Annotated in this window: 27 protein-coding genes; 16 read left to right on the top strand and 11 right to left on the bottom strand. The window is 63.4% G+C overall.

Annotated features, from left to right (window positions below):
- Positions 1-55 precede the first annotated feature (55 nt).
- Positions 56-901: a non-homologous end joining protein Ku gene (gene ku, locus ACX3OW_RS09390; RefSeq protein ID WP_459095512.1), complete on the top strand. Its 846-nt coding sequence runs from the start codon at positions 56-58 to the stop codon at positions 899-901.
- 3 nt (positions 902-904) lie between these two features.
- Positions 905-3,424, top strand: coding sequence for a DNA ligase D (ligD, locus tag ACX3OW_RS09385; RefSeq protein ID WP_459095511.1), 2,520 nt, complete (start codon positions 905-907; stop codon positions 3,422-3,424).
- Positions 3,425-3,578: 154 nt separating this feature from the next.
- Here the strand turns inward: ligD and modB are convergent, their stop codons facing one another.
- From modB to eda, 4 genes are all read right to left on the bottom strand, one after another.
- Positions 3,579-4,259 carry a molybdate ABC transporter permease subunit gene (gene modB, locus ACX3OW_RS09380; RefSeq protein WP_459095510.1) on the bottom strand — a complete coding sequence of 227 codons (681 nt, stop codon included), beginning with the start codon at positions 4,257-4,259 and terminating at the stop codon, positions 3,579-3,581.
- A gap of 164 nt (positions 4,260-4,423) precedes the next feature.
- Positions 4,424-5,158 carry a molybdate ABC transporter substrate-binding protein gene (gene modA / locus ACX3OW_RS09375; protein ID WP_459095509.1) on the bottom strand — a complete coding sequence of 245 codons (735 nt, stop codon included), beginning with the start codon at positions 5,156-5,158 and terminating at the stop codon, positions 4,424-4,426.
- Between the two features lie 65 nt (positions 5,159-5,223).
- Positions 5,224-5,592, bottom strand: coding sequence for a winged helix-turn-helix domain-containing protein (locus ACX3OW_RS09370; RefSeq protein WP_459095508.1), 369 nt, complete (start codon positions 5,590-5,592; stop codon positions 5,224-5,226).
- 174 nt (positions 5,593-5,766) lie between these two features.
- Positions 5,767-6,402: a bifunctional 4-hydroxy-2-oxoglutarate aldolase/2-dehydro-3-deoxy-phosphogluconate aldolase gene (gene eda, locus ACX3OW_RS09365; protein ID WP_459095507.1), complete on the bottom strand. Its 636-nt coding sequence runs from the start codon at positions 6,400-6,402 to the stop codon at positions 5,767-5,769.
- Positions 6,403-6,526: 124 nt separating this feature from the next.
- Here eda and nadA point away from each other — a divergent pair, with 124 nt between their 5' ends.
- Entirely contained in the window at positions 6,527-7,594 is a 1,068-nt protein-coding gene (gene nadA, locus ACX3OW_RS09360; protein WP_459095506.1) for a quinolinate synthase NadA, read from the top strand.
- On the opposite strand, the gene ACX3OW_RS09355 is transcribed toward nadA, so the two are convergent.
- Complete coding sequence (locus ACX3OW_RS09355; protein WP_459095505.1) at positions 7,591-8,085, bottom strand: hypothetical protein; 495 nt, start codon at positions 8,083-8,085, stop codon at positions 7,591-7,593. The genes nadA and ACX3OW_RS09355 overlap by 4 nt on opposite strands.
- A gap of 78 nt (positions 8,086-8,163) precedes the next feature.
- Between ACX3OW_RS09355 and ACX3OW_RS09350 the strand changes: the two genes are divergently transcribed.
- A complete protein-coding gene (locus ACX3OW_RS09350) occupies positions 8,164-9,750 on the top strand; it encodes an L-aspartate oxidase (protein ID WP_459095504.1) in 1,587 nt (528 codons plus the stop codon).
- Between the two features lie 261 nt (positions 9,751-10,011).
- Here the strand turns inward: ACX3OW_RS09350 and ACX3OW_RS09345 are convergent, their stop codons facing one another.
- Together ACX3OW_RS09345 and ACX3OW_RS09340 are read right to left on the bottom strand one after the other, a co-directional pair.
- Complete coding sequence (locus ACX3OW_RS09345) at positions 10,012-10,989, bottom strand: PfkB family carbohydrate kinase (RefSeq protein WP_459095503.1); 978 nt, start codon at positions 10,987-10,989, stop codon at positions 10,012-10,014.
- A gap of 95 nt (positions 10,990-11,084) precedes the next feature.
- The gene (locus ACX3OW_RS09340) at positions 11,085-11,822 is read right to left on the bottom strand and encodes an SRPBCC family protein (protein ID WP_459095502.1); all 738 of its coding nucleotides are present in this window, start codon (positions 11,820-11,822) and stop codon (positions 11,085-11,087) included.
- A gap of 519 nt (positions 11,823-12,341) precedes the next feature.
- Here ACX3OW_RS09340 and ACX3OW_RS09335 point away from each other — a divergent pair.
- Together ACX3OW_RS09335 and ACX3OW_RS09330 are read left to right on the top strand one after the other, a co-directional pair.
- Entirely contained in the window at positions 12,342-12,899 is a 558-nt protein-coding gene (locus tag ACX3OW_RS09335; RefSeq protein WP_459095501.1) for a TRAP transporter small permease subunit, read from the top strand.
- Complete coding sequence (locus tag ACX3OW_RS09330; protein ID WP_459095500.1) at positions 12,899-14,290, top strand: TRAP transporter large permease; 1,392 nt, start codon at positions 12,899-12,901, stop codon at positions 14,288-14,290. The genes ACX3OW_RS09335 and ACX3OW_RS09330 overlap by 1 nt, the downstream gene beginning before the upstream one ends.
- A gap of 53 nt (positions 14,291-14,343) precedes the next feature.
- On the opposite strand, the gene ACX3OW_RS09325 is transcribed toward ACX3OW_RS09330, so the two are convergent.
- Entirely contained in the window at positions 14,344-15,444 is a 1,101-nt protein-coding gene (locus ACX3OW_RS09325; RefSeq protein ID WP_459095499.1) for a TRAP transporter substrate-binding protein, read from the bottom strand.
- A 36-nt stretch (positions 15,445-15,480) separates the two neighbouring features.
- On the opposite strand from ACX3OW_RS09325, the gene ACX3OW_RS09320 reads away from it, so the two are divergent.
- The 4 genes from ACX3OW_RS09320 to ACX3OW_RS09305 are packed head-to-tail and all read left to right on the top strand — an operon-like array spanning position 15,481 to position 17,407.
- Positions 15,481-15,642 carry a hypothetical protein gene (locus tag ACX3OW_RS09320; RefSeq protein WP_459095498.1) on the top strand — a complete coding sequence of 54 codons (162 nt, stop codon included), beginning with the start codon at positions 15,481-15,483 and terminating at the stop codon, positions 15,640-15,642.
- A 44-nt stretch (positions 15,643-15,686) separates the two neighbouring features.
- Complete coding sequence (locus tag ACX3OW_RS09315) at positions 15,687-16,085, top strand: COG4315 family predicted lipoprotein (protein ID WP_459095497.1); 399 nt, start codon at positions 15,687-15,689, stop codon at positions 16,083-16,085.
- A gap of 15 nt (positions 16,086-16,100) precedes the next feature.
- Positions 16,101-16,607, top strand: coding sequence for a sigma-70 family RNA polymerase sigma factor (locus tag ACX3OW_RS09310; protein WP_459095496.1), 507 nt, complete (start codon positions 16,101-16,103; stop codon positions 16,605-16,607).
- The gene (locus ACX3OW_RS09305) at positions 16,604-17,407 is read left to right on the top strand and encodes an anti-sigma factor family protein (RefSeq protein WP_459095495.1); all 804 of its coding nucleotides are present in this window, start codon (positions 16,604-16,606) and stop codon (positions 17,405-17,407) included. Before ACX3OW_RS09310 ends, ACX3OW_RS09305 begins: the two co-directional genes overlap by 4 nt.
- Before the next feature lie 174 nt (positions 17,408-17,581).
- Here the strand turns inward: ACX3OW_RS09305 and ACX3OW_RS09300 are convergent, their stop codons facing one another.
- Entirely contained in the window at positions 17,582-18,787 is a 1,206-nt protein-coding gene (locus tag ACX3OW_RS09300) for an alpha-hydroxy acid oxidase (RefSeq protein ID WP_459095494.1), read from the bottom strand.
- 272 nt (positions 18,788-19,059) lie between these two features.
- On the opposite strand from ACX3OW_RS09300, the gene ACX3OW_RS09295 reads away from it, so the two are divergent.
- Together ACX3OW_RS09295 and ACX3OW_RS09290 are read left to right on the top strand one after the other, a co-directional pair.
- Positions 19,060-19,974, top strand: coding sequence for an SMP-30/gluconolactonase/LRE family protein (locus ACX3OW_RS09295; protein WP_459095493.1), 915 nt, complete (start codon positions 19,060-19,062; stop codon positions 19,972-19,974).
- Positions 19,971-20,582 (top strand): class I SAM-dependent methyltransferase, encoded by a 612-nt coding sequence (locus ACX3OW_RS09290; protein ID WP_459095492.1) that lies wholly within the window; start codon positions 19,971-19,973, stop codon positions 20,580-20,582. Before ACX3OW_RS09295 ends, ACX3OW_RS09290 begins: the two co-directional genes overlap by 4 nt.
- Positions 20,583-20,751: 169 nt before the next feature.
- On the opposite strand, the gene ACX3OW_RS09285 is transcribed toward ACX3OW_RS09290, so the two are convergent.
- The gene (locus tag ACX3OW_RS09285) at positions 20,752-21,090 is read right to left on the bottom strand and encodes a TfoX/Sxy family protein (RefSeq protein WP_459095491.1); all 339 of its coding nucleotides are present in this window, start codon (positions 21,088-21,090) and stop codon (positions 20,752-20,754) included.
- Positions 21,087-22,625, bottom strand: coding sequence for a UxaA family hydrolase (locus ACX3OW_RS09280; RefSeq protein WP_459095490.1), 1,539 nt, complete (start codon positions 22,623-22,625; stop codon positions 21,087-21,089). The genes ACX3OW_RS09285 and ACX3OW_RS09280 overlap by 4 nt, the downstream gene beginning before the upstream one ends.
- Positions 22,626-22,763: 138 nt before the next feature.
- Here ACX3OW_RS09280 and ACX3OW_RS09275 point away from each other — a divergent pair, with 138 nt between their 5' ends.
- From ACX3OW_RS09275 to ACX3OW_RS09260, 4 genes are all read left to right on the top strand, one after another.
- The gene (locus tag ACX3OW_RS09275) at positions 22,764-23,513 is read left to right on the top strand and encodes a GntR family transcriptional regulator (protein ID WP_459095489.1); all 750 of its coding nucleotides are present in this window, start codon (positions 22,764-22,766) and stop codon (positions 23,511-23,513) included.
- 34 nt (positions 23,514-23,547) lie between these two features.
- The gene (locus tag ACX3OW_RS09270) at positions 23,548-23,982 is read left to right on the top strand and encodes an RbsD/FucU family protein (protein ID WP_459095488.1); all 435 of its coding nucleotides are present in this window, start codon (positions 23,548-23,550) and stop codon (positions 23,980-23,982) included.
- 98 nt (positions 23,983-24,080) lie between these two features.
- Positions 24,081-24,932 (top strand): fumarylacetoacetate hydrolase family protein, encoded by an 852-nt coding sequence (locus ACX3OW_RS09265; RefSeq protein WP_459095487.1) that lies wholly within the window; start codon positions 24,081-24,083, stop codon positions 24,930-24,932.
- Between the two features lie 708 nt (positions 24,933-25,640).
- Positions 25,641-25,867, top strand: a 227-nt coding sequence (locus ACX3OW_RS09260; protein ID WP_459095486.1) for a DUF6538 domain-containing protein, incomplete at its 3' end; no start/stop codon positions are given.

Raw genomic sequence — 25,867 nt, 5'->3', positions numbered from 1 at the left:
GAAGCCACCCAGCCAAGAGTTGAACCGGCAGGATAACCAGCGCCGAGAGCTTACTATGCCAGCGTCACGTCCCATCTGGAAAGGCCAGTTGCGCCTGTCCCTCGTTTCGATTGCGGTCGAGCTGTACACGGCCACCAAGGCCGACGCCAAACCCAGCTTCCGCCAGATCCACGAGCCATCGGGCAAGCCCATCCACTATGAAAAAGTGGTGGACGGGATCGGTCCGATCGACACCGACGACATCATGAAGGGCTTTGAATACGAAAAGGGCGATTACGTCCTGCTGACCGACGAGGAAATCGACGCGGTGCGGCTGGAGACCAAAAAAACCCTGGAGCTGACCCAATTCGTCGGCGCCAGCGAGATCGACCCGCTCTATTACGACAAGCCCTATTACATGACCCCGGCTGATGATCTGGCCGAAGACGCCTTCATCGTCATCCGCGATGCGTTGCGCCAGAGCGACAAGGTCGGGCTCGGCCAATTGGCGTTGCGCGGCAAGGAATATCTCGTCGCCATCCGCCCCTCGGGCAAGGGCCTGCTGCTCGAAACCCTGCATTATCAGGACGAGCTGCGCGCGGCCGAGCCCTATTTCGCCGATATCCCGGCCAAGCAGGCGGACTCTGATCTGCTCGACGTGGCCACCGCGCTGATCGACAAAAAGACCGCCGCCTTCGACGCCAGCCTGTTCAAGGATCACTATCAGGCCGCCTTGCGCGAACTGATCGCCCGCAAGCTCAAGAGCAAGGACCGCACCATCTCCACCAAGGACGAGCCGGACGAGCGCCCGGCCAGCGGCTCCAATGTCATCGACCTGATGGCAGCGCTGAAATCCAGCCTCGAAGGTGATGGTAAACCCGGCAAGGCGGCCAAAGCGCCATCGCGCAAAAAAGCGAGCTAAGCCATGGCCAGCAAAGCCGATACCCTGCTCAAGGACTACAAGGCCAAACGCGACTTCACCAAGACGCAGGAACCGTCTGGCGCCGCGAGCAAGGCAGCGGCTGCCGGCCAGCTTTTCGTGGTGCAGAAACACGACGCCACGCGCCTGCATTATGATTTTCGCATCGAGCTGGATGGCGTGCTCAAAAGCTGGGCGGTGACCAAGGGCCCCTCGGACAATCCCGAGGACAAGCGCCTCGCAGTTCGGGTGGAGGACCACCCGCTCGACTATGGCAGCTTTGAAGGCACCATTCCCGCCGGCGAATATGGCGGCGGCACGGTGATGCTCTGGGACCAGGGCACCTGGGAGCCGATTGGCGATCCGCATAAGGGGTTGGAAAGCGGCGACCTCAAGATGCGGCTCAACGGCGAGCGCATGCAGGGCGAATGGGTGCTGGTGCATATGAAGGGCCGCGACAGCGCCCGCAAATCCGGCCCGCCACGCGAAAACTGGCTGCTGATCAAACACCGCGACGCTCATGCCAAACCTGCCGACAGCCTGACCGAGCAGTTCACCAATTCGGTCACCACCGGCCGCGATTTTTCCGAGATCGCCAAGGGCGCCGCCGTCTGGCATTCCGACCCCGACAAGGCGGTCGACAACCCCGGCACCCCCAAACCCAAGCGCGGCAAGGCCAAGCCGCTGCCCGAGTTCCGTCCCCCCCAACTCGCCACCCTGGTCAGCGAAGTGCCGCAGGGCAGCGACTGGGTGTTCGAGATGAAATATGACGGCTATCGCTGTCAGGCCGCTATCGCCGGCGATCAGGTCAAGCTCTATACCCGCACCGGCAAGGACTGGACCGAGCAGTTCAAGGCCATCGTGCCGCCGCTGACCCGCATCACCAAGGGCAGCGCCCTGATCGATGGCGAACTCTGCGCCTTCGACGCCAAGGGCCGAACTGATTTCTCTACCCTCAAGGATCACCTCTCCACTGGCGGGAAGCTGACCTATTTCGCCTTCGACCTGCTCGAGCTCGACGGCAAGGATTTGACTACCCTGCCCCTGGTCGAGCGCAAGGCGAAACTGGAAAAGCTGCTCGGCACCATCGAGGCCTCGTCGCTGGTGCAGTTCTCCGCCCATGTCACCGGCAATGGCCAGAAAGTATTCGACGCCATCGCCAGGGCCGGCCATGAGGGCATCATCGCCAAGCAGGCCAACGCCCCCTATCGCGGCGAGCGCACAAAAAGCTGGCTCAAGATCAAGGCCGGCAAGCGCCAGGAATTCGTCATTGCCGGCTGGACCCCCTCCACCAAGAAAAAAAGCTTTGCCTCGCTGCTTCTGGGCAGTTGGGAGGATGGCAAGCTGGTCTATCGCGGCCGCGTCGGCACCGGCTTCAGCGTCGATCAGGCCGATGCGCTGCAAACCCAGCTCGACGCCAGCAGCCGCAAGACCAGCCCCTTTGTCGCCGTCCCCGCCGCCATCGCCCGCACGGCGCGTTGGGTAACGCCCGAGCTGGTCGCCGAAATTTCCTATGCCGAAGTCACCCCGGACAATATTCTGCGCCATCCCGCATTTCAGGGCCTGCGCGGTGACAAGCCGGCCAAGGAGGTGAAGATGGAAACGCCCTCAACCGCCCCGCGCCTCAGCGCCGAGGCCGGCATCGCTGCCGCCAAGGCGGCCAAAATCCACTTCACCAGCCCCGAGCGCCTGATCTTTCCCGAGCGGGACATCACCAAGGCCGACCTCGTCGCCTATTACGCCGCCGTCGCCGATGCCATGCTGCCCTATATCGAAAACCGCCCGCTCAGCCTGCTGCGCTGCCCGCAAGGCCCGACCCAGCACTGCTTCTTCCAGAAGCACGACACCGGCGGCTTTCCTGACGCGATGAAATCCCTGCTGATCACCGAAAAGGACGGCAGCAAGGAGGATTATTTCTACATCGACAATCTGGCCGGGCTGATCGCCGGCACGCAGATGAATGTGCTGGAATGGCATCTCTGGGGGTCGCGCAACAAGGACATCGAAAAACCCGAGCGCATCGTTTTCGACATCGACCCCGACGAAGACCTCGATTTCAGCCATGTCCGCGCCGCCGCGCTGGATATCCGCCAGGAGCTGGAAAGCTGGAACCTTGAAAGCTACGCACTGGTCAGCGGCGGCAAGGGCATCCACGTCATCGCGCCGCTGCAGCCCAAGGCCGAATGGCCGCTGGTCAAAGCCTTCTGCAAGAGCTTTGCCCAGCGCCTCGCCGACAAACACCCCGAGCGCTACGTCGCCAATATGAGCAAAGCCAAGCGCAAGGGAAAACTCTTCATCGACTATCTCCGCAACGAGCGTGGCTCGACAGCCATCGCGCCCTGGTCGAGTCGCTCCCGCCAGGGCGCGCCGGCGGCGGTGCCGGTCAGCTGGGACGAGTTGGCAACCATCAAGGCCGCCAACCAGTTCACCCTGGCCGACGCCGCCGACCGGGCCAAATTGCCCGACCCGTGGAAGGGCTATTTTGCCACCAAGCAGGTGATTACGGCGAAGATGGCGGGGGAGTGACGCAGCGCTGACTGCCCCACCCCCTCCTAGCCTCCCCCATCAAGGGGGAGGTATCTCTCCACTCGTTGGCACGATCCAGTCTCAACCACAGGGTGGCACCTCCCCCTTGATGGGGGAGGTTGGGAGGGGGTGAAGCACCAAGCTCAGCGCCCCCTCACGGCATCGGCACATTCACCCGGCGATCGATGGTCAGCGTAATCGCGATCACCACGAAGGCAAAAATCACCATGCCCAGCGCCAGCACATGCGCCTCGGCCCATTGCAGCCGCTCGACATAGTCATAGAGCGCAATGGCGATCACCTTGGTCTGGCCCGGAATATTGCCGCCGATCATCAGCACCACACCGAATTCGCCCACCGTATGGGCAAAAGTCATCACCGCCCCGGTAATATAACCCGGCCGGGCCAACGGCACCGCGACGCGCCAGAACCGCTGCCAGTCCGACGCCCCCAGACTGGAAGCGACTTCCAGTGGATCATCGCCAATCGCGGCAAAACCATTGCGCAGCGGCTGCACCATGAAGGGCAGCGAATAAAAGAACGAGCCGATCAGCAGCCCGGTAAAGGAAAACGCCAACGTCCGCCCGCCCCAGAAACTGGCGATCCAGCCACCCGGCCCATTGGGACCGAGCGCGATCAGCAGGTAAAATCCCAGCACTGTCGGCGGCAGCACCAGCGGCATCGCCACCACCGCCCCGACCAGCTCGCGGTACCGGCTCTTGCTGCGCGCCAACCACCAGGCGATGGGCGTGCCCAGTACCAGCAGCACAAGCGTATTGATGGCAGCCAGCGTCAGCGTGAGGCTGACCGGAGTCCAGATGTCATCAAAGCTCATTGTACATGGCCTCTCAGTCGACACCCTCCCCCTTGCGGGGAGGGATCAAGGGTGGGGGTGGATTGGCCACTATATTGGGGCTCTCGCACCCCCTCCTAGCCTCCCCCGTCGAGGGGGAGGTATAGATTTGTGGGTCGGCACCATGGTGCTAGGCCCAGATCGCCTTATTCCACCACGTAACCCGCCGCCTCAATCACCGCCACCGCCTTCTCGCTCCGCAAAAACTCGACATAGGCCGTCGCCGCCGGGCTGGTTTCGCCGGTCTTGAGCAACACCACATCCTGGCGGATCGGCTCATACAGCTCGGCCGGCACGATCCATACGCTGGTCTTGCCCACCACCTGGCTGGCCGCAACAAAGCCCAGTTCCGCATTGCCGCTTTCGATAAATTGCAGCGTCTGGGTGATGTTTTCGCCGGTCACCAGCTTGGGCGTGATCGCCTCGGTCAGGCCCAGCGCCTCGATGGTTTCGACCGCCGCCCGGCCATAGGGCGCAGCGGCGGGATCGGCGATGGCCAGCTTGTCGAAGGCCCCGCCGCTCAGCACCGCGGTGCCATCGGCCAGATCGAGTGAGGTGCTGTAAAGCGCCAGCGCGCCAATGGCATAGGTGAACACACTGCCGTCGACGCCCAACCCGTCCACCACCGCCTTGGTCGGGCGCTCATCATCGGCAGCCAGCAGCACCTCGAACGGCGCGCCCTGGGTAATCTGGGCATAAAGCTGGCCGGTGGCGCCAAAGCTATACACCACGTCATGGCCGGTTTCGGCCTTGAAGATCGGCGCCAGTTCCTCGGCGACCTTGGTGAAATTGGCGGCGACGGCGACGCTGACTGTCTCGCCATAAGCGGCGGTGCTCAGCAGCAGCCCAGCCAGCAGCGTGCCCAAAAATGCACTATTCATCCCAAGCTCCGATATGTTTTCAAAACCATATCGGTTCTGCCAAGCACGCAGCGAAGGCGCAAGCGTTATTTCCGGCCGGACATATCGAAATGCTGCCGCAATGCTGCGACGTCCTCGGCGAGGGCCTGCCGGGTTTTGTCCTGCATGGCGCGGTAATGCGCCAGCACCAGTTGCCCGGCCTCGGTGAGCTGCGCGCCACCCTGCGCCGCGCCGCCTCGGCTGGATTCCACCAGCACCATGCCAAAGCCGTCATTGAGCGCCTGCACCAGGCTCCAGGCCCGCTTATAGCTCATGCCCATCGCCTTGCCGGCGGCGGAGATGGAGCCATGTTCGGCGATCAGTTCCAGCAGATCGGCGCGACCCGGCCCGATATAGGCGGTTTCGCTCAGCGTCACCCGCAAATGCGTCAGGCCATCTTCGGGGATATTTGCCACGCCGCGATCCTCCCAAGGCTCGGAGGGCGGCGGGTCATCGCCCCCTCACCCTAGCCCTCTCCCCAGCGGGGCGAGGGGATTTGTCTGGTGGTGAACACAGCACCTGCCACCCCCACAATATGGTCCCCTCGCCCCTTCGGGGAGAGGGTTAGGGTGAGGGGAATGCGGGTTCGCTTACCCCCGCAGCGCGCTCGCCTCGCGCGCCAAAGCTTCAATCCGCGCCCAATCGCCAGACGCCAGCGCATCCGCCGGCATGATCCACGACCCACCAACGCAGATCACATTGGACAAGCCCAGATACACCTTGGCCTTGACCGGATCGATGCCGCCCGTCGGGCAAAACGTAATGTCGGGCAGCGGCGAGGCAAAGGCCTTCAGCACCGGCGCGCCGCCATTGGCTTCGGCCGGGAAGAATTTGAGGAAGCTATAGCCGCGCTCGGATGCCGTCATCGCCTCGCTCGGCGTGGCAATGCCCGGCAGCAGCGGTATGCCGATATCGTCGGCGGCGTCGAGAATGCGCGGGGAAATCCCCGGCGACACCATGAAGCGGCAGCCGGCATCGACCGACTGCTTCATATGCAGCGCGTTGCGCACCGTGCCCGAACCGACAATGGCGCCGGTGACCTTGGCCATCTCTTCCATCACCTTGAGGGCGTTGGGGGTGCGCAAAGTCACTTCCAGTACCGGCAATCCGCCGGCGACCAGCGCTTCGGCCAGGGGCCGCGCCTGGCTCACATCATCGAGGATGATGACGGGCACGACGGGGGCCAGCGACAGGATGGAGCGAATGGCGGCGGCGTCTTGGGGCATGATCTTTCCTCAACGGGGCAGTTGGGGGAACGGTTAGGAGCTTGCTCCTTAAGTCGCAACCCTGTTCATTGAAAAGCCGAGAAAAAATCCCTAGGTTCCGCCACGACTTCGGGAGGGATTCTACATGGTGCAGACGATCAACGCGATTACGCCTCTCGACGAGGCACGCGCCATTCTCGCCCAGCATTTCGACCTCAAATTCTCCAAATCCATCGAACGCGCCACCGAGAAGGTGTTCGACCGGGTCAAGAACCAGATTCCGCAGATCGAATGGGCCTTCTATGCGCCGCTGATTTTTCAGATCAACCGGCTCAAGCAGGAAAAAGACGCGGTCATCCTGGCGCATAATTACCAGACCCCGCAAATCTATCACGGCGTCGCCGATATCGTCGGCGACAGCCTGCAGCTGGCCATCGAGGCGACCAAAGTCCGCCAGCAGGTCATCGTGCAATGCGGCGTGCATTTCATGGCCGAGACCTCCAAGCTGCTGAACCCGGACAAGACCGTGCTCATCCCCGACAGCCGCGCCGGCTGCTCGCTCGCCTCCTCGATCACCGTCGAGGATGTCATGCTGATGCGAGAAAAATATCCCGGCGTGCCGGTGGTGACCTATGTCAACACCTCGGCGGCGGTGAAGGCCGTCACCGATGTGTGCTGCACCTCGTCCAACGCGCTCGATATCGTCAACCGCGTCGATGGCGACAGCGTCATCATGATCCCCGATCAATATCTGGCCGCCAACACCGCCAAGAAGACCAAAAAGAAAATCATCACCTGGGCCGGCGCCTGCGAGGTGCATGAAACCTTCACCGCTGAAGATATCTCGGAGCTGCGCCACGCCTATCCCACGGCCAGCATCATCGCCCATCCCGAATGCCCGCCCGACGTCATCGACGCGGTGGATTTTGCCGGCTCCACCGCCGCCATGATCGATTGGGTCAAGACCAACAAGCCGGCCCGCGTGATGATGGTCACCGAATGTTCCATGTCGGACAATGTCGCCAGCGAGACCACCGGCGTCGACTTCCTGCGCGGCTGCAACATCTGCCCGCATATGAAGCGCATCAACCTCGAAAACATTTTGTGGAGCCTCCACACCATGACCGAGGAAGTCTTTGTCGACCCCACCATCATTCCCGCCGCAAGGCAAGCCGTGGAACGCATGATCGAGATGAGCCGCAAGGGCGATTAGGCGTTGCGGAGAAAGACGTGCTCGCGGTGAAAGTCCAGGGCCGACTGCATCGGCTGGGCGACCTCAGACTGTGGCAGGCGCAGTTTGCCCAGCGGATTGAGCCGCTCCAGCAATTCAGGATCGATGCGACTGAGATCGACGATCAGTTGATGCTGCCGCCCCACGGCGATCTCTCCGGCGCGAAAAGCGTCGGCCACCCGCCTTTCGAGGCACAGGAAATTACTGACATGCAGCGATCCACCCGCTGCCAATGGCCGGATGGCAGCGACTTCCAGACTCTCATGCAGGAATTCTGCGGGCGGCGAAAATTGCGCCCCCGTCATCGCACAGGCATAGCCATAATTGACCAGCACGCTGGAATAGAGGCTCCGCAAGGTTTCGAACGGCGGCGGCTCGGGATCGGCATCAGCCTCGAACGGCGTATTGGCGTCGCTGAAAAACTTCTGCCAATAAAGCGGACTGCCGGGATCGTCGTCGGGTGGCTCGACCACGATAGCTCCTGTCCGCCATTGCCGATATTCCGGCAATCTATGCGTGTCGTCCCGTAAGTCAAATCACTGAGGCAGCCGATGACCATTTTCGACAACGCCCTCGACGCTGACGGCGCGCTCATTGTCGGGGCGGGTCTGGCTGGTCTGTTCACCGCGCTGAAACTGGCGCCGCGTCCGGTCACCGTGTTGTCGCCCAAACCCTTGGGCACCGGTGCCTCCTCGGCCTGGGCACAGGGCGGTGTCGCTGCCGCGGTGGGCGCAGGCGATAGCAGCCATGCCCATGCCGTCGATACTGAAATGGCCGGCGCCGGCATTGTCGATCACGGCACCGCCGAAAGCGTCACCGCCGAGGCCGCCGCCCGCATCGAGGATCTCGCCCGCTGGGGCACGCCGTTCGACCGCGACGATTTCGGCAATTATGCGCTGGGCAAGGAAGCGGCCCATTCCGCCAATCGCATCGTCAAAGTGGAAGGCGACCGCGCCGGCTGGGCCATCATGCAGGCCATCATCGCCGAAGTGCGCCGCACCCCGTCGATTCGCGTGGTGGAGGGCATCACCGCGCTCAGCCTCGCCCGCGACAATGGCCGCATCGTCGGCGTGTTCTGCCGCCGCCAGGGCGACCGCTATTCCGAGCCGGTCTTCATCCGCGCCTGCGCCACCGTGCTGGCCGCCGGTGGGCTGGGCGGGCTCTATGCCGTCACCACCAACCCGCCCGGCGTGCGCGGCCACGCTCTGGGCATGGCGGCCCGGGCCGGGGCGCTGATCGCCGATGCCGAATTCGTCCAGTTTCACCCCACCGCCATCGCCACCGGCGCCGATCCGGCCCCCTTGGCGACCGAGGCCTTGCGCGGCGAAGGCGCCATCCTGATCAATGATCTGGGCGAGCGCTTCATGCCGGCCATTCACCCCGATGCCGAATTGGGGCCGCGCGACATCGTCGCCCGCGCCAATTTCCGCCAGATCCAGGCGGGCCGGAAAGTGTTTCTCGATACGCGGCAGGTGCTGGGCGCGTCGATCCTCACCCGCTTCCCCACCGTGGCCCAATATTGCCTCGACGCCGGCATCGACCCGGTCACCCAGCCGATCCCGGTCACCCCGGCGGCGCATTTCCACATGGGCGGTGTCCAGGTCGACGAGCGCGGGCGCTCCTCCCTGCCGGGCCTCTGGGCCTGTGGCGAAGCCAGTTGCACGGGCCTGCACGGCGCCAATCGGCTGGCCTCCAATTCGCTGCTCGAAGCCACCGTCTATGGTGCGCGCATCGCTGAGGATATTGGCGGGCTGGAGCCGGTCGGCAATCTGGCCCCATTCAAGGGCATCGCCTGGGACGAGGCCGAAGGCGAGCGCGCCGAACAGGTGCTGCGCAACCTGCCCGCCGTGCAGGATTTGCGCCAGATCATGACCAGCCTGGTTGGCGTCGAGCGTAATGCGGATGGCCTCAAGCAGGCGCTACGCCAGATCGCGACGCTCGAAACCAGCGCCGAACATGTCACCAGCGCCTATCTCAACATGACCACGTCGGCCACTTTGGTTGCCGCCGCCGCGCTCAAGCGCACCGAAAGCCGCGGCGGCCACTTCCGCACCGACTTCCCCACCACTGATGAAAATTGGCTGCATCACACCACGATGACGCTGACCGAAGCGCTGGCGATCAGGGCAGAGGCTTAAGCTACTGTCGCCCAAAACTCGGTGTCATCCCGGCCTTGAGCCGGGACCCATCCTGAGATGGGTTCACCGGTAGGATCTCGAGATGGGCCCCGGCTCAAGGCCGGGGTGACATCGTGGGTGGGGCTGGGTACGGCGGTCATGCAAGCAGCCCGGCTTTCAGCCCCATCGTCATTGCCCGGCTTGTCCGGGCAATCCAGCGATGCCGCCACCTGCCATGGACCACCCGAACAAGTCGGGTGGTGACGGTGTGGATAGTGCTGATCAGCGCGCCAACACCGCATCCACTTCCGCCCGCGTCGGCGGCTTGCAGCCTTTGCGGCCGCAATTGATCCCGGCCACCACCGCGCCAAACCGCAGCATGTCGCCCAGCGCGCCCTCGCCCAGCCCGTCGAGCTTGCCCGGCTTGAGCAGGCCGCGCTCATGCAGCCAGGACAAAATCCCCGCCATCAGGCTGTCACCGGCGCCCACCGTGTCGCCAAACTCCGGCGGCACATAAATGCTGGCCTGCGCCGTGCCGGCCTTGGTGAAAGCGCGCGAACCCTGTTCGCCCAGCGTCACCACCACCAGCTGGCAATTGGGCCGACCCAGCAGCGCCGCCGCATGCTGCTCGATGCTCATCGAAGCATCCAGCGCTTCGAGGTCTTCCTCGGACACCTTGATCACATGGGCCAGGTCGAGGAAGCGCCCGAGCCGTTCCTTGTAGCCGGCGAAATCATCGACCAGGCTGGGCCGCACATTGGGGTCGATGGAAATCGTCGCGCCCTTGGCAATCGCCGCTGCGACCACCTCCAGCCACTGCGTCGCCTCATCCGGCTTGATCGGGCAGAAGCCGCCAATCTGGTAAAGATCGAGCTTTTCCGGCAGCGCGGCAATGGCTTTGACAGCATCGATGGCGCCATCGGCGGCGCGGTAAAACCCGTAACGGGCATTGCGCTTATCGTCGAAATTGACCACCGCCAGCGTGGTATAATCGGCAACGCGCTCGGGCAGCAGCGCCGTCACGCCGGCCTCGTTGAGCGGCCCCAGCAGATAGTCGCCAAAAGCGTCCGCCGAAATCGGGCACAGAAAGCCGGTGGCATTGCCCAGCTTGGCCAGCGCAATGGCACAATTATAGGGCGAGCCACCCGGATGCGCCGTCATCACGATCTGGCCTGCATGGTCCCGACCGATCAGCGCGCCATCCGGCAGCGCCACTTCGGCCTTGAGATCGATCAGGCTTTCCCCACCAACGACGAACATAAGCGCATTCTCCCGGCTCTGTTGCGCCGCCCCGGCGCAACCGCCAGCGACATAGCATTTTTGCCCGCTCTGTCACCAGCGGCGTGAGCATCTGCTCAGCTGGCGGGCGTCGGGTAGCGGAGCGCCCACCAATCCGTCCAGCGCTGTTCGAGCGCGGCAAACTCGGCATCGGACAGGCCATAGGTGGTGAGCAGCACCGAGCCACCGCCATGCGGCCGCTTGGGCGACATCCCCATATCGCTGACCACCAGCAACCCGTCGCCCCATGGCTCGACGGTCAGTCCGGTCTGGAACGAGGACTGATACCAGACCTGCCCCTTGACCTGATCGCCCGGGCCCAGCGCCACCGCATAGGCGGCGTCAGCGGCAAGCCCGGCGATGTCGCCCAGGCCCAGCTCAGCCGCTGGCGCGCCGATATCAGGCCGGCTTGGCCCCGACAGATAGATGGTGCGCCGCTGCTGGCCCTTGTGGCGTTCCAGTGCCAGCCGCAATTGCTGGAAGAAGGTAATCCAGCCCTCCGTGATATCGTCATAGCTGCCGGCCCAGTCGATCGGCGTCGCGCTGCTGCGCACCACCAGCAGCCTTGTCCGCTGGCCCTCGGCGCTGAGCCTGACAGCGTGAGACGCCCCCTCCCATTCACCGAAATCCAGCACCTGCTTGGCCTCGTCGGCGGTCACGCTGCCGAAAATGAAAGCGATCTCCTCGGCCAGCGACGGACTATCCCAGCCGAACCAGGTGGCAATCTGGTCCGGCTCGCGCATCGCCGCCCATACGCTGTCGATCGGCGCGGCGATGACGACGTCGACGATGTTCTGCTCATGCATCTGGCTCATGGGGCTGCTCCGCATTCTGTTGGGTGTGGCGCATGAAAGCTGCCGCATTCTTACCCACTCCTATTGGCCGCGTCGCATCCCTTTCTGGGGGCGCGGCGCGTGGCCCCCCGCCGGGGTCACTTTGGACTCAGCTCGGGCGTATCGGCTCCTTCGCCTCCCTCCCCCTTGAGGGGAGGGATTGAGGGTGGGGGTCGTGCAGTTGCCCACAAGGCCACCCCCTCCCCGGCCCTCCCCTCAAGGGGGAGGGAGGGAAAGAGCCGACAGCGTCAGGAAGACACGACGCAGCGTTTCGGAGCGACAGTCAGGGCCAAACACACCGATCCAGCAGGTGGCGATACTGCCCGGTTCCGCAACAATTTAGCGCGCTCTATTGCGCCGACAACCGGCTCCACAACAGCCTGCTCCGCTTTGTCCCATCACAACAATGGCTTGCCTCGACAATTTATAGACTGGAAAGTTGAGGCGTGTATTTATGGCTGCAGGCTGGGACGGGAGGGTGCTGGCCGCGGAGGGTATCAATTGCAACCGCTTGTCGGGTTTATCAAGGCCACGAGCCTTATCAACCGGGTGCTGGGAGAAGTGCTCTCCTGGTTGGCCCTGGTCTGCGTTCTCGTCTGCTTCGCCGTGGTGGTCCAACGCTACTTTTTCCACATCAGCCATTTGTGGATGCAGGATCTCTATGTCTGGGTGAACGGCGCCATGTTCACCGGCGTTGCCGGCTTTGCCCTGCTGCGGCAGGACCATGTGCGCGTCGATATTTTCTACCGACCCGCCTCGATCCGCAGAAAGGCCATCGCCGACCTGATCGGCGTCGTGCTGTTCCTGCTGCCCTTCATGTATGTGGTCTGGACTTATGGCTGGCCCTTCGTGCTGCGCTCGTGGCGGCTGTATGAGGGCTCCGCCAATATTGGCGGCATGCCGGGCCTGTTCATCCTCAAGAGCTTCATCCTGCTATTCGCCGCCGTCGTCGCCCTGCAGGGGCTGGCCATGGCGGCACGGGCGATCCTGGTGCTGAACGGCAAGGAAGATCTGCTCCCCCAACCCATGCGTTATGAAGCCGAAAAGGGGCATGGCTGATGGATCTCGTCCTCGTGGGAGAGATCCTCTCCGGTCTGATGTTTTTCGGCGTCATCGGCGTCTTGCTGCTGGGCTTTCCCGTGGCGTTCAGCCTTGCCGGCACCGCGCTGATTTTTGGCCTCGTCGGCATGTCGCTCGGCGTTTTCGACCCCTCCAATTTCGGCTCGCTGGCCGCCCGCTATATCGGCTTCATGACCAATGAGGTGCTGGTAGCGGTGCCGCTGTTCATCTTCATGGGCGTGATGCTGGAACGCTCCGGCATTGCCGAGCGCCTGCTGCTCACCATGGGCAAGCTGTTCGGCAATCTGCGCGGCGGCCTCGGCATCTCGGTCATTCTCGTGGGGGCGTTGCTCGCGGCCTCCACCGGCGTGGTCGGCGCCACCGTGGTCACCATGGGGCTGATCTCGCTGCCCGCCATGCTGCGCGCCGGCTATGATCCCAAACTGGCGAGCGGCGTCATCTGCGCCTCCGGCACGCTGGGCCAGATCATCCCGCCCTCGACCGTACTAATTTTCATGGGCGACATGCTCTCGGGCATCAACGCCCAGGTGCAGATGGAAAAGGGCAATTTCGCGCCCGAACCGGTGTCGGTTGGCGCGCTGTTCGCCGGCGCCTTCATCCCCGGCATGGTGCTGGTTTGCCTCTATCTGCTCTGGGTGATCTTCAAGGCCTTTACCGATCCCGAATCCTGCCCCGCCACCCCGGTGCCGGAGGCCGAAAAGAAGGATCTGGCCCGCGAAGTCCTGGTCGCTTTGGTGCCGCCGCTGGCGCTGATCGTCGCCGTGCTCGGCTCGATCCTCGCCGGCATCGCCACCCCCACCGAAGCCGCTTCGGTCGGCTCGGTGGGTGCCATGGTGCTGGCTTTGCTCAACCGCAAACTCAACTTCACCATCCTGCGCCAGGCCGTCATTTCCACCGCCACCATCACCTCGATGGTGTTCATCATCCTGTTCGGTGCGGCGGTGTTTTCCATCGTCTTCCGCATGATGGGCGGCGACAATCTGGTGCATGAATTCCTCGGCAACATGCCGGGTGGGGCCATCGGCGCCACCATCATCGTCATGTTCATCATGTTCCTGCTCGGCTTCATACTCGACACCTTCGAGATCATCTTCATTGTGATCCCGATCACCGCGCCGGTGCTGCTGGCGCTGGGTGTCGATCCGATCTGGCTGGGCGTCGCCGTCGGCGTCAATCTGCAGACCAGCTTCCTGACGCCACCCTTTGGCTTCTCGCTGTTCTATCTGCGCGGCGTCGCCCCGGCCCGGGTCACCACCGGCATGATCTATCGGGGCGTCGTGCCCTTCGTCATCCTGCAACTGGTGGGCCTGGCCATCCTGTTTATCTTCCCCGACCTGATCACCTGGCTACCGCGGTTGATCTACCACTAGGACCAACAAAAAAAGCCCGGGCCAAAACCCGGGCTTTTCCAACTTCGCTGAGCTTACGTGTACTTGATGTATTTCTCGCGGGCGGCCAGATAGGGCATATCCGTCCCCTCGGTGCGCTGGCGCAGCAGGTTGAACGCCGCCACAAAGCTCTCCGCCGTTTCCTTGGTCAGGGCGTCGCCGCCCTCGCGGATTTCAGCAATCAGCTCCATCGATGCCTTCGCGCCGGCCTCGAGGATTTCCTCGGGGAAACGCCGCACCTGCACGCCATGCTCGGTGACCAGCGCATTGAGCGCGCGCGGATCATTGGCCGCCATGTCGGAGGCCACGTCGTCATAGGAAGCCTCGGCGCAGATCTTGACGATTTCCTGCAGATCTTCCGGCAGTTCGAGCAGCTTGGCCTTGTTGATGGCGACTTCCGTGGCCAGCCCCGGCTCGACGAAGCTGGGAAAATAATAGTTCTTGGCGATCTGGTAGAAACCCAGCGCCAGATCATTATAGGGACCGACGAATTCGGCCGCATCCAGCGTACCCGACTGCAGCGCCGCGAAAATATCGCCCGCCGCCAGATTGGTCACCGTGGCGCCCAGCTTGCCCCACACCTGACCACCCAGACCGGGGGTGCGGAACCGCAGCCCCTGCAGATCGCTCAGCCCCGTCAGCTCATTGCGGAACCAGCCACCGGCCTGCGTGCCGGTATCGCCCGACAGATAGCCCTGCAGGCCGAACTGGTCATAAATCTTGTCCCAGATTTCCTGGCCGCCGAGATAGCGCACCCAGGCCGTCAGTTCGCGGCTGGTCATGCCGTAAGGCACGCCGGTGAAAAAGCTCAGCCCCTGGCTTTTGTTCTGCCAGTAATACGGCGTGCCATGGCTCAGTTCGGCCGAGCCATCGATCACCGCGTCCAGCGCCTGCAGCCCCGGCACCATTTCGCCGGCAGCATAGACCTGCACCGTCAGCCGACCACCCGAAGCCCTGGTGATGCGGTCGGCCAGGTTCTGCGCCCCGACCCCGAGGCCCGGAAAATTCTTGGGCCAGGTGGTGACCATGCGCCAGTTGATGACGCCTTGGGCGATGGCGGGCGTGGCAAGTGTTGAGGCAGCGGCGGCGCCAATCGTGGCAACCGAAGCCGATTTGAAGAATTCACGTCTCTTCATAAACTTCCTCCCATGAATCGCCCGCTTGTGCGGACGATGCCGGTGCCGCTGCCGTCTCCCCCCGAGCCGGCGCAGACCAGTTTGCTAGAAAAGCAAGCTCATCGGTCGCTGTCCAGCATGTTGTTGCGCGGCAATGGAAATCCGCTGCCGATGTTTTTCAGCAAGCGTGATGGATTAAACCCCGCGCTGGCGCGTTGATACTATTCGAGGGCCTCAGCATGGCCCGCAACACGGAGGAAATCATGAAGTTCCGCACTCTCCTGGCCGGCGCTGCCGCGCTGGTCCTGCTGGCTGCACCCGCCTTCGCCGCCGACTATCTGGGCGGCGCCGTCAAATCCACCGATATCGGTGGCAAGATGGTGCTGACCGGCGCCAGTGACATGACGCTCTACACCTTCGACAAGGACACCAATGGCGATGGCAAGAGCGTCTGCAATGACGACTGCGCCGTCAAATGGCCGCCGCTGATGGCCGATGCCGGTGCTGCTGCCGAAGGCGACTTCACCCTGGTCACGCGCGACGATGGCACGTCGATGTGGGCCTATAAGGGCTGGCCGCTCTATTACTGGTACGAGGATACCGCCGCTGGCGACATCAAGGGTGACGGCGTCGGTGGCGTCTGGCATCTTGCCATCGAATAGACTTTAGAAACCTTCATGGACCAATTCCTCGACCAGCTCGAAGCCTGCGTGCCGGCCCTCAGGCGCTATGCCCGGGCGCTGACACGCAATGCTGATCTGGCCGATGATCTGGTGCAGGATTGTCTCGAACGCGCCATTTCCCGGCGCGGACTGTTCCGGCCCGCCGGCCCGGTCCGCGCCTGGCTGTTCACCATTTTACTGAACCTGTATCGCAATATGCTGCGCACCTCGCAGCGCCGGGGCGAGACGGTACATCTCGACAGTGTTCCCGAACCGGCGACTCCGGCCACCCAGCCGGGCCATATCGCGCTGGCCGAAATGGCCCGCGCCATTGAAACCCTGCCGCTCGAACAGAAGGAAGCCCTATTGCTCGTTGCCCTTGAGGGCCTCGCCTATCAGGAGGCCGCCGATATCGTCGGAATTCCGCTTGGCACGCTGATGAGCCGGCTTGGCCGCGCCCGCGCTGCCTTGCGCCTGCTCACCGGCACGCCCTCCGAGCCCTATCTGAGGACGGTCAAATGAGCGAGTTCACCAGCGAACGGCTGATGGCTTATGCCGATGGGCAATTGCCGGCCTCCGAGCACGCCGCCATGGAAGCCCATCTCGCCGCCAATCCCGAAGCGGCCGCCGAATTCGCTTTGCTGCAGCGCCAGACCGACGCCATCCGAACCCTGTTTGGCCCCGCCGGCGCCGAAACCGTGCCACCCCAGCTCAAACCCAGCCGCCTCGCCACCGAAATCAGCCGCCGCCGCACCCGCGCCTGGGCCTGGGCCGCTGCCGCCGTCGTGCTGGTCGGCCTCGGCCTCGGCGCCGGCTGGATCGCCCGGCCCCTGCTCGACAGCCGCCCCGCCAGCGCCACCCTGATCGCCAATGCGATCAATGCCCACAGCGTCTATGTCGCCGAAAACCGCCACGCCGTCGAAGTCGGCGGCGACGACAGCGAACATCTGAGCAGCTGGCTGTCCAACCGGCTCGACACCCGGCTGGGCATGCCCGACCTCGCCCCCGAAGGCTTCACCCTGGTCGGCGGCCGCCTCTTGCCCGGCGAACCCGAACTGGGCGGCCGCGCCGCGCAGCTGATGTATGAGAACGCCACCAAGCAGCGGGTGACCATCTATGTCACCGCCGCCCTGCCCGACCGCCAGCCGGCCTATCAATTCACCAGCTATGAAGGCGCCGAAGCCTTCTACTGGGCCAATGCCCGCATCACCTGCACCGTGGTCGGCACCCTGCCCGAGACCCAGATGAAAGCCGTCGCCGGCGCCGTCTATACCCAGCTCACCGAAGGCGACGTCGCCATGCAGCGCCCCTACCGGGGGTGACCCCCTTCGGGGGCTGAACTCGGGGGAGCCTTTCTCACCTCTCCCTGGGGGGAGAGGTCGGGTCGCTCTTGCGAGCCGGGTGAGGGGGCCTTCCCCATATCCACAGACTCTCGCCCCACCCACAATGTCACCCCGGCCTTGAGCCGGGGCCCATCCTGAGATTTCGAGATTGGCTCAAGACCGCGCTGACACCGCGTTTTTGCTGTCCACCGGCGCATTCCGCACCGGCAAATCATTGGAATAAATATTGTGCCGCCCGACATTGAGAATGTCGCGCTCGCCGCACAGCGCCATGGTGGTATCCAGCTCCTTGGCGATGATATCGAGCACGCGGGTCACCCCCGCCTCGCCGCCGGCGCCCAGCCCATACAGCATCGGCCGACCGATAAAGGTGCCCTTGGCGCCATAGGCCAGCGCCTTCAGCACATCCTGCCCCGAGCGAATCCCGCTATCGAGATAGACCTCGGTCTTGTTCCCCACCGCGTCGATGATTTCCGGCAGCACCCGAATGGTCGACGGCGCGCCGTCTAGCTGACGCCCGCCATGGTTGGAGACGATGATCGCATCGGCGCCATTGTCGATGGCCGCCTGCGCATCCTCGGGATCGAGCACGCCCTTGACGATCACCGGCCCGCCAAAGCGCTCCTTGATCCATTTCACATCGCTCCAGTTCAGCGTCGGATCGAACTGGCTGGCGGTCCAGGCCGACAGTGACGCCAGATCATGGTCGCCGCTGACATGGCCGACAATATTGCGGAAGGTATGCCGCTTGGTGCCCAGCATGCGCGCGCACCACAGGGGATGCTGCATCATCTGCCAAACGCTATAGGCATTGAATTTGGGCGGGGTGGCGAGCCCGTTATGAATATCCTTGTGGCGCTGGCCGAGGATCTGCAAATCCATCGTCAGCACCAGCGCCGAACATTTCGCCGCCTTGGCCCGGTCGATCAGCCGCTCGATAAAGCCGCGATCGCGCATCACATACAGCTGGAACCAGAATGGTGCCGTCGTGTTCTCGGCAATGTCCTCGATGGAGCACACCGCCATGGTCGAGAGCGTGAACGGAATACCGTATTTCTCCGCCGCCTTGGCCGCCTTGATCTCCCCATCGGCCACCTGCATGCCGCCGGTCGCCGCCGGGGCAATCGCCACCGGCATGGTGATCTCTTTGCCCAGCATGGAGCTCTTGAGGTTGCGCCCCTCCAGATTCACCGCCACCTTCTGCTTGAGCTTGATCTTGTTGAAATCACTCTCATTGTCGCGATAGGTGCCCTCGGTATAGCTGCCGCTATCGGCATATTCGAAGAACATCTTGGGCACGCTGCGGCGCGCCTTGGTCTTCATCTCGTCGACGGTAAGGATCTTATCGAGTGCGGCCATGCTGGGAGCTCCGGGAGTTGCCCTGCCCTAGCAACTAACATGTTAGTCGTCAATCAATGAGGATTGTCGGGCGTTGCCCACCCCCTCCCAACCTCCCCCATGACGGGGGAGGTGCCGCTCCGTGGGCGTGACTGGATTGTGCCACAGGAGTGGAGAGATACCTCCCCCTTGAAGGGGGAGGCTAGGAGGGGGTGGGGGCCGCACGCGCCGCCATTCCACCTTGCCACCACCACCCCCATCCCCTCAAATGCCGCCAACCCGGAGAACACCCCATGGCCATCGGCGGCGACGCGCTCGAATTCATCGACAAGAAATTCTACGACCTCACCATCGGCATCGCCGCGCTGGAGGTGCTCTATGATGGCTGCCGCTGGGCTGAAGGCCCGGTCTGGTTCGGTGACGGCAATTATGTGGTGTGGAGCGATATCCCCAATAACCGCATGCTGAAATATGTCCCCGAGCTCGGCGTCACCGCCTTCCGCACCCCCTCCAATTACGTCAACGGCAACACTCGCGACCGCCAGGGAAGGCTGATTTCCTGCTCGCATGGCGCCCGCGCCGTGCTGCGCACCGAATGGGACGGCTCCATCACCACCCTGGTCGACCGCTATCAGGGCAAGCGGCTCAATTCGCCCAATGATGTGGTGGTCAAATCCGATGGCAGCATCTGGTTCACCGACCCCAGCTACGGAATCCTCAGCGATTACGAAGGCTATAAATCGGATCAGGAACAGGCCGGCTGTTTCGTCTATCGCTTCGACCCCGCCGATAGTTCGCTCACCGTCGTCGCCGACGATTTCGCCAAGCCCAATGGCCTGGCCTTCTCGCCTGATGAATCCGTGCTCTACATTTCCGACACCGGCCAAAGCCACGATCCCGACTGGCCCGCCCATATCCGCCAGTTCTCCGTCACCGGCAGCAAACCGACTCAGCCCAAACTCTTCGCCGACATCGACTCCGGCCTGCCCGACGGCTTCCGCCTCGATACCGAAGGCAATGTCTGGACCAGCGCCGGGCTCGGGGTGAATTGCTATGATCCGTCCGGCGCCCTGCTCGGCCGCATCAAGACCGGCGCCAAAACCTCCAACCTCACCTTCGGCGGCCCGCGCCGCAACCGGCTGTTCATCACCGCCAGCCAATATCTGCTGGCCATCTATGTCGGCGCGACCGGGCTGCAGACGCCTTGAGCTTCATCACCGAAAATCTGCGCCTCGACCCGGTCCCCCGTCTTCCGAGTATCCGGCTTTACACCGCCCATCCCGGCAGCCGGCTATCGCAGCTCCCCGGCGACGACGCCCCTTATTGGGCCTATCCATGGGCCGGCGGCCTCGCTTTGGCGCAGCATTTTGAGGCCTATCCCGAACTGGTTTCTGGCCAGCGCCTGCTCGATCTAGGCGCCGGCTCCGGCCTCGTCGGCATCGTCGCTGCCAAGGCGGGAGCGCTGGTGAATGCCGCCGAAATCGACCCAAACGGCCAAGCCGCCATCGCGCTCAACGCGGCGGCCAATGGCGTCACCATCAATCTGCTGGATATCGACCTGACCGGCGCCCCACCCGCCAATATCAACCTGATCGCCGCCGGCGACGTCTTCTACAACGCCGAAGTGGCCAAGCGCATGCTGCCCTATCTGCAACGCGGCCACACCGCCGGCATCACCGTGCTGATCGGCGACCCGCAGCGCCGCGACTTGCCCCTCGACCAGTTGGAACTGCTCGCAACCTACGCCGTAGGCGACGTCGGCGATGCAAGGGAAAAGGCTGATCGCATCGGCTCGGTCTATCGCCTGCGCGGGTGAGTTTCGGGCAGAATATCTCCCCACCCCCGATGTCACCCCGGCCTTGAGCCGGGGCCCATCCCCCGATCAGGTCGGTGGTCGCATCTCAAGATGGGTCCCGGCTCAAGGCCGGGATGACACCGCGTTTTTGGCAACGAGTGAGGGAAAATGTGGGCAATCGCCCCAACACCTACTTCTTCCGCGCCTTCGGCTTCTTCACCTTCGGCAGTGGCAGCGCATCCGCCGTCACCCGCACCAGCCCGGCCAGCCAGTCCGTATCCTCCCAGCGCCCGCCATCGATGAGATAATACATCTTCGACCCCGGATAGGCCGGGGCCTCCGTCACCTCGCCGAGATAGCCCCGCCCCGCCTCGGTCGGCTTGATGAACAGCTGGTCGTCGCAGACAAAGGCCACCACCTTGGTGTCGCAATACAGCGCGAACTCGCCGAACATCCGCCGCGCGGTGACCGTACCGGCCGCCGCGCATTGTTCGAGCAGATAGTCGACGGTGCTTTGCTGGCTGCTCACATCACCGCCCCGACCTGCCACGGCACGAATTCATTGTCGCCATAGCCCAGCGCTTCCGATTTGGTTTCGGCGCCCGAAGCGACCTTCAACAGCAGATCGAAGATTTCCTGCCCCTTGGCCTCGATGGAGACACCCTCGACGATATCGCCGCAATTGATGTCCATGTCCTCGGTCATGCGCGCATACATATCCGAATTGGTGGCGAGCTTGATGGACGGCACCGGCTTGCAGCCATAGGCCGAACCGCGACCGGTGGTGAAGGCCAGAATATTGGCGCCACCGGCCACCTGCCCCGTCGCCGACACCGGATCAAAGCCCGGCGTGTCCATGAACACAAATCCCTTTTCGGTCACCTGCTCGGCATATTCATACACCGCCGTCAGCGGCGTGGTGCCGCCCTTGGCCGCCGCGCCCAGCGACTTTTCCAAAATCGTGGTCAGCCCGCCCAGCTTGTTGCCGGGGGAGGGATTATTGTTCATCTCGCCGCGATTGCGCGCGGTGTAATCCTCCCACCACTTGATCCGCGCCAGCAGCTTTTCCCCGACTTCGCGCGATACCGCACGGCGGGTCAGCAAATGCTCGGCGCCATAGATTTCCGGGGTTTCGCTGAGGATCGCCGTGCCGCCCTGGCGCACCAGAATATCGGCGGCCACGCCCAGCGCCGGATTGGCGGTGATCCCCGAATAACCGTCCGAACCACCGCATTGCAGCGCCAGCGTCAGCTCTGACGCATCCACCGTTTCGCGCTTGGCCCGCGCCGCCACCGGCAGCATTTCCTTGATCCGCTCGACACCCCAGTCGATCATTTTGCGGGTGCCGCCGATCTCCTGGATGGTCATGGTCTGGAAGGTGTCGGTTTCGCTGAGCTGGTAGCTTTCCTTCATCTTGTCGATCTGGAAGCTCTCGCAGCCCAGCCCGACCAGCAGCGCCGCCCCGAGATTGGGATTGGCGGTGTAGCCCCATTGGGTGCGACGGAACAGCTGGTAGCCCTCGCCCTTGATGTCCATGGCGCAGCCGGTGCCATGCACGAAGGGGATCACACCATCGATGCCCGGATAATCCTTGAGAATCCCCGAGCGGTTGATTTCCTCGGCCATGAATTTGGCCACCGTGGCCGAGCAGTTCACCGAGGTGAGAATGCCGATATAATTGCGCGTGCCGACCTTGCCATTGGCCCGGCGATAGCCCTCAAAGGTGGAGCGCTGGCCGACCGGCACCATCTCCGGCGCGATCACGCCCTCGCCGAAGGCATAGTCATGGCTCAGCGAGCCATCGGCGCCGCCCATGCCGCAATTATGCTCATGCACCCAGTCGCCGGCCGGAATGCCCTCTTTGGCAAAGCCGATGATCTGGCCGAATTTGATGATCGCTTCGCCGGCGCCAATCGCCCGCACCGCGAATTTATGCCCGCGCGGCACCCGCCGCACCACAGCAACGCCCTGCGGCGTTTCGGTGCCGATATCGAGATTGGCCAGCGCCACGCCGATATTGTCTTCGGCATTGAGCAGCAGGGTACGGCCTTGGGGACGGGTCATCGTTTCAGACATAGATCGGGGGACTTTCGTGGGTCGGGTCTCAACTGCGCTTTACCTCGGACCCATTTGCCGCCAGATTGCCCGCAATCGGCAGCGACGGGCGTTGTAAAGCACCTCTTCACTAACTAACATGTTAGCATGACAACCGCAGCAAGTCCCTATTCATTTCTGGTCCGTCCCACCGCTTTGACACGCGGCAGCGTCACCGCCGACGTCACCAGCGCCATTCGCCAGGCCATCGTTACCCTCGCCCTGCCCCCCGGCAGTCCCATCGATAAGTCGCTGATCTGCGCCGAATTGGGCGTGTCGCGCTTTCCGGTCAGCGAAGCGCTGGCGCGGCTGCAGATCGAGGGCCTGGTCGATATCGCGCCGCAGCGCGGCTCCACCGTGTCGCTGGTCCGGCTCAGCGATGTCCGCGAATATATGCTGATCCGCAAAGGCCTCGAATCGGAAGCGCTGCGCGTCTTGATCGGCAGCCACGATGCCAGCCTGATCGAGGCGCTGCATGCCAATATGGCGAGCCAGCGCGCGGTCGCCGAGCGCGACGACGCCGAAAGCTTCCATCAGATCGATGTCGAATTTCACGACATCATCTATCGCTCGATGCGCTTCACCAAGATCAAGACCATCATCGATTCCGCCCGCGCCAATCTCGACCGCGCCCGCCGCCTGATCGTCACCCCGCGCCGGCTGGCGCTGACCATCGCCGAGCACCAGGCGATTTTCGACGGCATTCTGGCGCAGAACGAGACGCAGGCCACCCGCGCCATCCGCGCCCATATCGATGCGGTGATGGTCGAACTCTTCGCCTTTGCCCGCGAACACCCCGATCTGTTCGCCGATGGCGCCACGCTGGACGCCGACAGCGACAGCTTTCCCTTCGGCTAAACCCCGGCGGACCGCCCGGTCCAGGAGACCAAGCATGCTCAAGAATATCCCGCCGATCCTCGGACCCGATCTGCTCGCCATCCTGCGCGCCATGGGCCATGGCGATGAGATCGCCATTGTCGACGCCAATTATCCCGCCGACGCCGCCGGCCCGGCTTTGGTACGGCTCGACGGCATCAGCGCCACCGATGTGCTCGATGCCGTGCTGACGTTGATGCCGCTCGATGATTTCGTCGACGAAGCGGCCATCTGCATGCAGGTGGTCGGCGATGCCGGCAAGCGCGAGCCGGTGATGGATCAGTTCGAAACCATCATCCGCCGCCACGAGCCCGAGATGAGCCTGGCCTCGCTGGAGCGCTTTGCCTTCTACGATCGCGTCAAGCAGGGCTACGCCATCATCCAGACCGGCGAGCGTCGGCTCTATGGCAATATCCTGCTCAAAAAGGGCGTTATCCGCCCCGACGCCTGAAACTTTGCCGCGACTGAACCGATTGAACCAAGGTCGCCCTCGACACACTAACATGTTAGCGGCTATGGCCAAGCCCAACGCTAACAGAAAGACACAGCATGAAACTGCTCCGCATTGGCGCCCAGGGCGCAGAGAAGCCTGCCATCCTGGCTGAAGACGGTTCGATCCGCGATCTGTCCGGCATTGTCGGCGATATCGGTGGCCAGACCCTGACCCCCGAAGGCATCGCCAAAATCCGCGCTGTCGATATCAGCACCCTGCCCCAGCTCGACGCCGGCCAGCGCATCGGCCCCTGCGTCGCCAATGTCGGCAAGTTCATCTGCATCGGCCTGAATTTCGCCGACCACGCCGCCGAAACCGGCGCCGACATTCCGCCCGAGCCGATCATCTTCATGAAGGCCACCAGCGCCATCATCGGCCCCAATGACGATGTGATCATTCCCAAGAATGCCATCAAGCCGGACTGGGAAGTCGAACTCGGCGTCGTCATCGGCAAGGAGGCCCGTTATGTCGACGAGGCCGACGCCATGGAGCATGTCGCCGGCTATTGCGTCATCAACGACGTCTCCGAGCGCCATTTCCAGACCGAGCGCGGCGGCACCTGGGACAAGGGCAAGGGCAGCGATACCTTTGGCCCCATCGGCCCCTGGCTGGTGACCCGGGACGAAGTCGCCGACCCGCAAAATCTGGGCATGTGGCTCGACGTCGACGGCAAGCGCTACCAGAACGGCTCCACCAAGACGATGATCTTCGGCGTCGCCCATGTCGTTGCCTATGTCAGTCAGTTCATGAGCCTGCAGCCCGGCGACATCATCTCCACCGGCACCCCTCCGGGCGTCGGCATGGGCGTCAAGCCGAACCCGGTCTGGCTCCAGCCCGGCAACGTCATGCGCCTCGGCATCGAAGGCCTCGGCGAACAGCAGCAAAACGTGAAGGCCTACAGCGCCTAGGGCGCAAATCCCTCAGTCGACACCCTCCCCCTTGCGGGGCTTGGGCGCGGCCCGCAGGGACAAATCGCTCCAGTGGAGCGATTTGAGCGAGCAAGGCCATGAGGGCTGCGTCCGAATGGCGATCAAGGGTGGGGGGTAGGTCACGGACACCGGGCCCGCGGAGAGATACCCCCTCCCGGCTCGATTGCCGGACTTCGCAAACGCTAAGTCCTATCTCGCTCTCCCTCCCCACAAGGGGGAGGGTGAGCCCGGTGGTTGCGGCCACCCACCGACCATCACCCACCACCAGCCGTCACCCTCGGGCCTGACCCGAGGGCTCTGCACTGCCGCCGGCGGGGCGAAGCCCCTTCCCCTCTCCCCTTGAGGGAGAGGGACAGTCCTGCCGCGTTCAGCGGAAGGACAGGGTGAGGGGTGCTGCGCCCGCCCATGCGTCAATGCGCGTGAAAGAGCCCCTCATCCGCCCCTTCGGGGCACCTTCTCCCTCAAGGGGAGAAAGCATGACAAGGCAGAAGCAGAGAAATAGGTCGAGACCCAGCTGTCGAAATGCATCACATGGCCAACGCTTTATTGCATCAAACAACTGATATCGCTATATTTTCTTCATTCTCTGACCCGACCCATTCATCGTCATCATCAATGTTTTGCGTGCCGCAGCTGCGCTTGTAACAGGCGCATTTGTCCACCATAGTGCATAACATGGATGACGAAATGAAACTCCCGCCTTACGTCGTGCGCCGCGGCACGGTGCTGCAATATGTCCGTCGGATCCCCGGGGATCTGGCGCACGCTTATCCCATCCAGCGCATTCAGCGCACCCTGGCCACCGCCAATGCCTCGGAAGCTTATGCCGCGGCGGCGCGCATCACCACCGACCTCGACGCCCAGTTCGCCGCCCTGCGCCGTGAAAAGGGCTTTGCCATCGGGATCATCCATGT

This window comes from Devosia sp. A449, from assembly GCF_054489375.1.
The sequence above is the reverse complement of the archived record's forward strand: the minus strand, read 5'-3'. Positions and strand labels throughout refer to the sequence as shown.

Excerpts from the sequence above, each read along its gene's own strand:
- ACX3OW_RS09325 (WP_459095499.1), bottom strand. The coding sequence starts at position 15,444 with ATGAAGAGACGTGAATTCTTCAAATCGGCTTCGGTTGCCACGATTGGC.
- ACX3OW_RS09305 (WP_459095495.1), top strand. The coding sequence starts at position 16,604 with ATGAGCGAGTTCACCAGCGAACGGCTGATGGCTTATGCCGATGGGCAA.
- ku (WP_459095512.1), top strand. The coding sequence starts at position 56 with ATGCCAGCGTCACGTCCCATCTGGAAAGGCCAGTTGCGCCTGTCCCTC.
- ACX3OW_RS09300 (WP_459095494.1), bottom strand. The coding sequence starts at position 18,787 with ATGGCCGCACTCGATAAGATCCTTACCGTCGACGAGATGAAGACCAAG.
- ACX3OW_RS09350 (WP_459095504.1), top strand. The coding sequence starts at position 8,164 with ATGACCATTTTCGACAACGCCCTCGACGCTGACGGCGCGCTCATTGTC.
- ACX3OW_RS09310 (WP_459095496.1), top strand. The coding sequence starts at position 16,101 with ATGGACCAATTCCTCGACCAGCTCGAAGCCTGCGTGCCGGCCCTCAGG.
- ACX3OW_RS09345 (WP_459095503.1), bottom strand. The coding sequence starts at position 10,989 with ATGTTCGTCGTTGGTGGGGAAAGCCTGATCGATCTCAAGGCCGAAGTG.
- nadA (WP_459095506.1), top strand. The coding sequence starts at position 6,527 with ATGGTGCAGACGATCAACGCGATTACGCCTCTCGACGAGGCACGCGCC.
- ligD (WP_459095511.1), top strand. The coding sequence starts at position 905 with ATGGCCAGCAAAGCCGATACCCTGCTCAAGGACTACAAGGCCAAACGC.
- ACX3OW_RS09320 (WP_459095498.1), top strand. The coding sequence starts at position 15,481 with ATGCCGGTGCCGCTGCCGTCTCCCCCCGAGCCGGCGCAGACCAGTTTG.
- ACX3OW_RS09280 (WP_459095490.1), bottom strand. The coding sequence starts at position 22,625 with ATGACCCGTCCCCAAGGCCGTACCCTGCTGCTCAATGCCGAAGACAAT.
- modA (WP_459095509.1), bottom strand. The coding sequence starts at position 5,158 with ATGAATAGTGCATTTTTGGGCACGCTGCTGGCTGGGCTGCTGCTGAGC.
- modB (WP_459095510.1), bottom strand. The coding sequence starts at position 4,259 with ATGAGCTTTGATGACATCTGGACTCCGGTCAGCCTCACGCTGACGCTG.
- ACX3OW_RS09340 (WP_459095502.1), bottom strand. The coding sequence starts at position 11,822 with ATGAGCCAGATGCATGAGCAGAACATCGTCGACGTCGTCATCGCCGCG.
- ACX3OW_RS09315 (WP_459095497.1), top strand. The coding sequence starts at position 15,687 with ATGAAGTTCCGCACTCTCCTGGCCGGCGCTGCCGCGCTGGTCCTGCTG.
- eda (WP_459095507.1), bottom strand. The coding sequence starts at position 6,402 with ATGCCCCAAGACGCCGCCGCCATTCGCTCCATCCTGTCGCTGGCCCCC.
- ACX3OW_RS09270 (WP_459095488.1), top strand. The coding sequence starts at position 23,548 with ATGCTCAAGAATATCCCGCCGATCCTCGGACCCGATCTGCTCGCCATC.
- ACX3OW_RS09265 (WP_459095487.1), top strand. The coding sequence starts at position 24,081 with ATGAAACTGCTCCGCATTGGCGCCCAGGGCGCAGAGAAGCCTGCCATC.
- ACX3OW_RS09275 (WP_459095489.1), top strand. The coding sequence starts at position 22,764 with ATGACAACCGCAGCAAGTCCCTATTCATTTCTGGTCCGTCCCACCGCT.
- ACX3OW_RS09295 (WP_459095493.1), top strand. The coding sequence starts at position 19,060 with ATGGCCATCGGCGGCGACGCGCTCGAATTCATCGACAAGAAATTCTAC.
- ACX3OW_RS09330 (WP_459095500.1), top strand. The coding sequence starts at position 12,899 with ATGGATCTCGTCCTCGTGGGAGAGATCCTCTCCGGTCTGATGTTTTTC.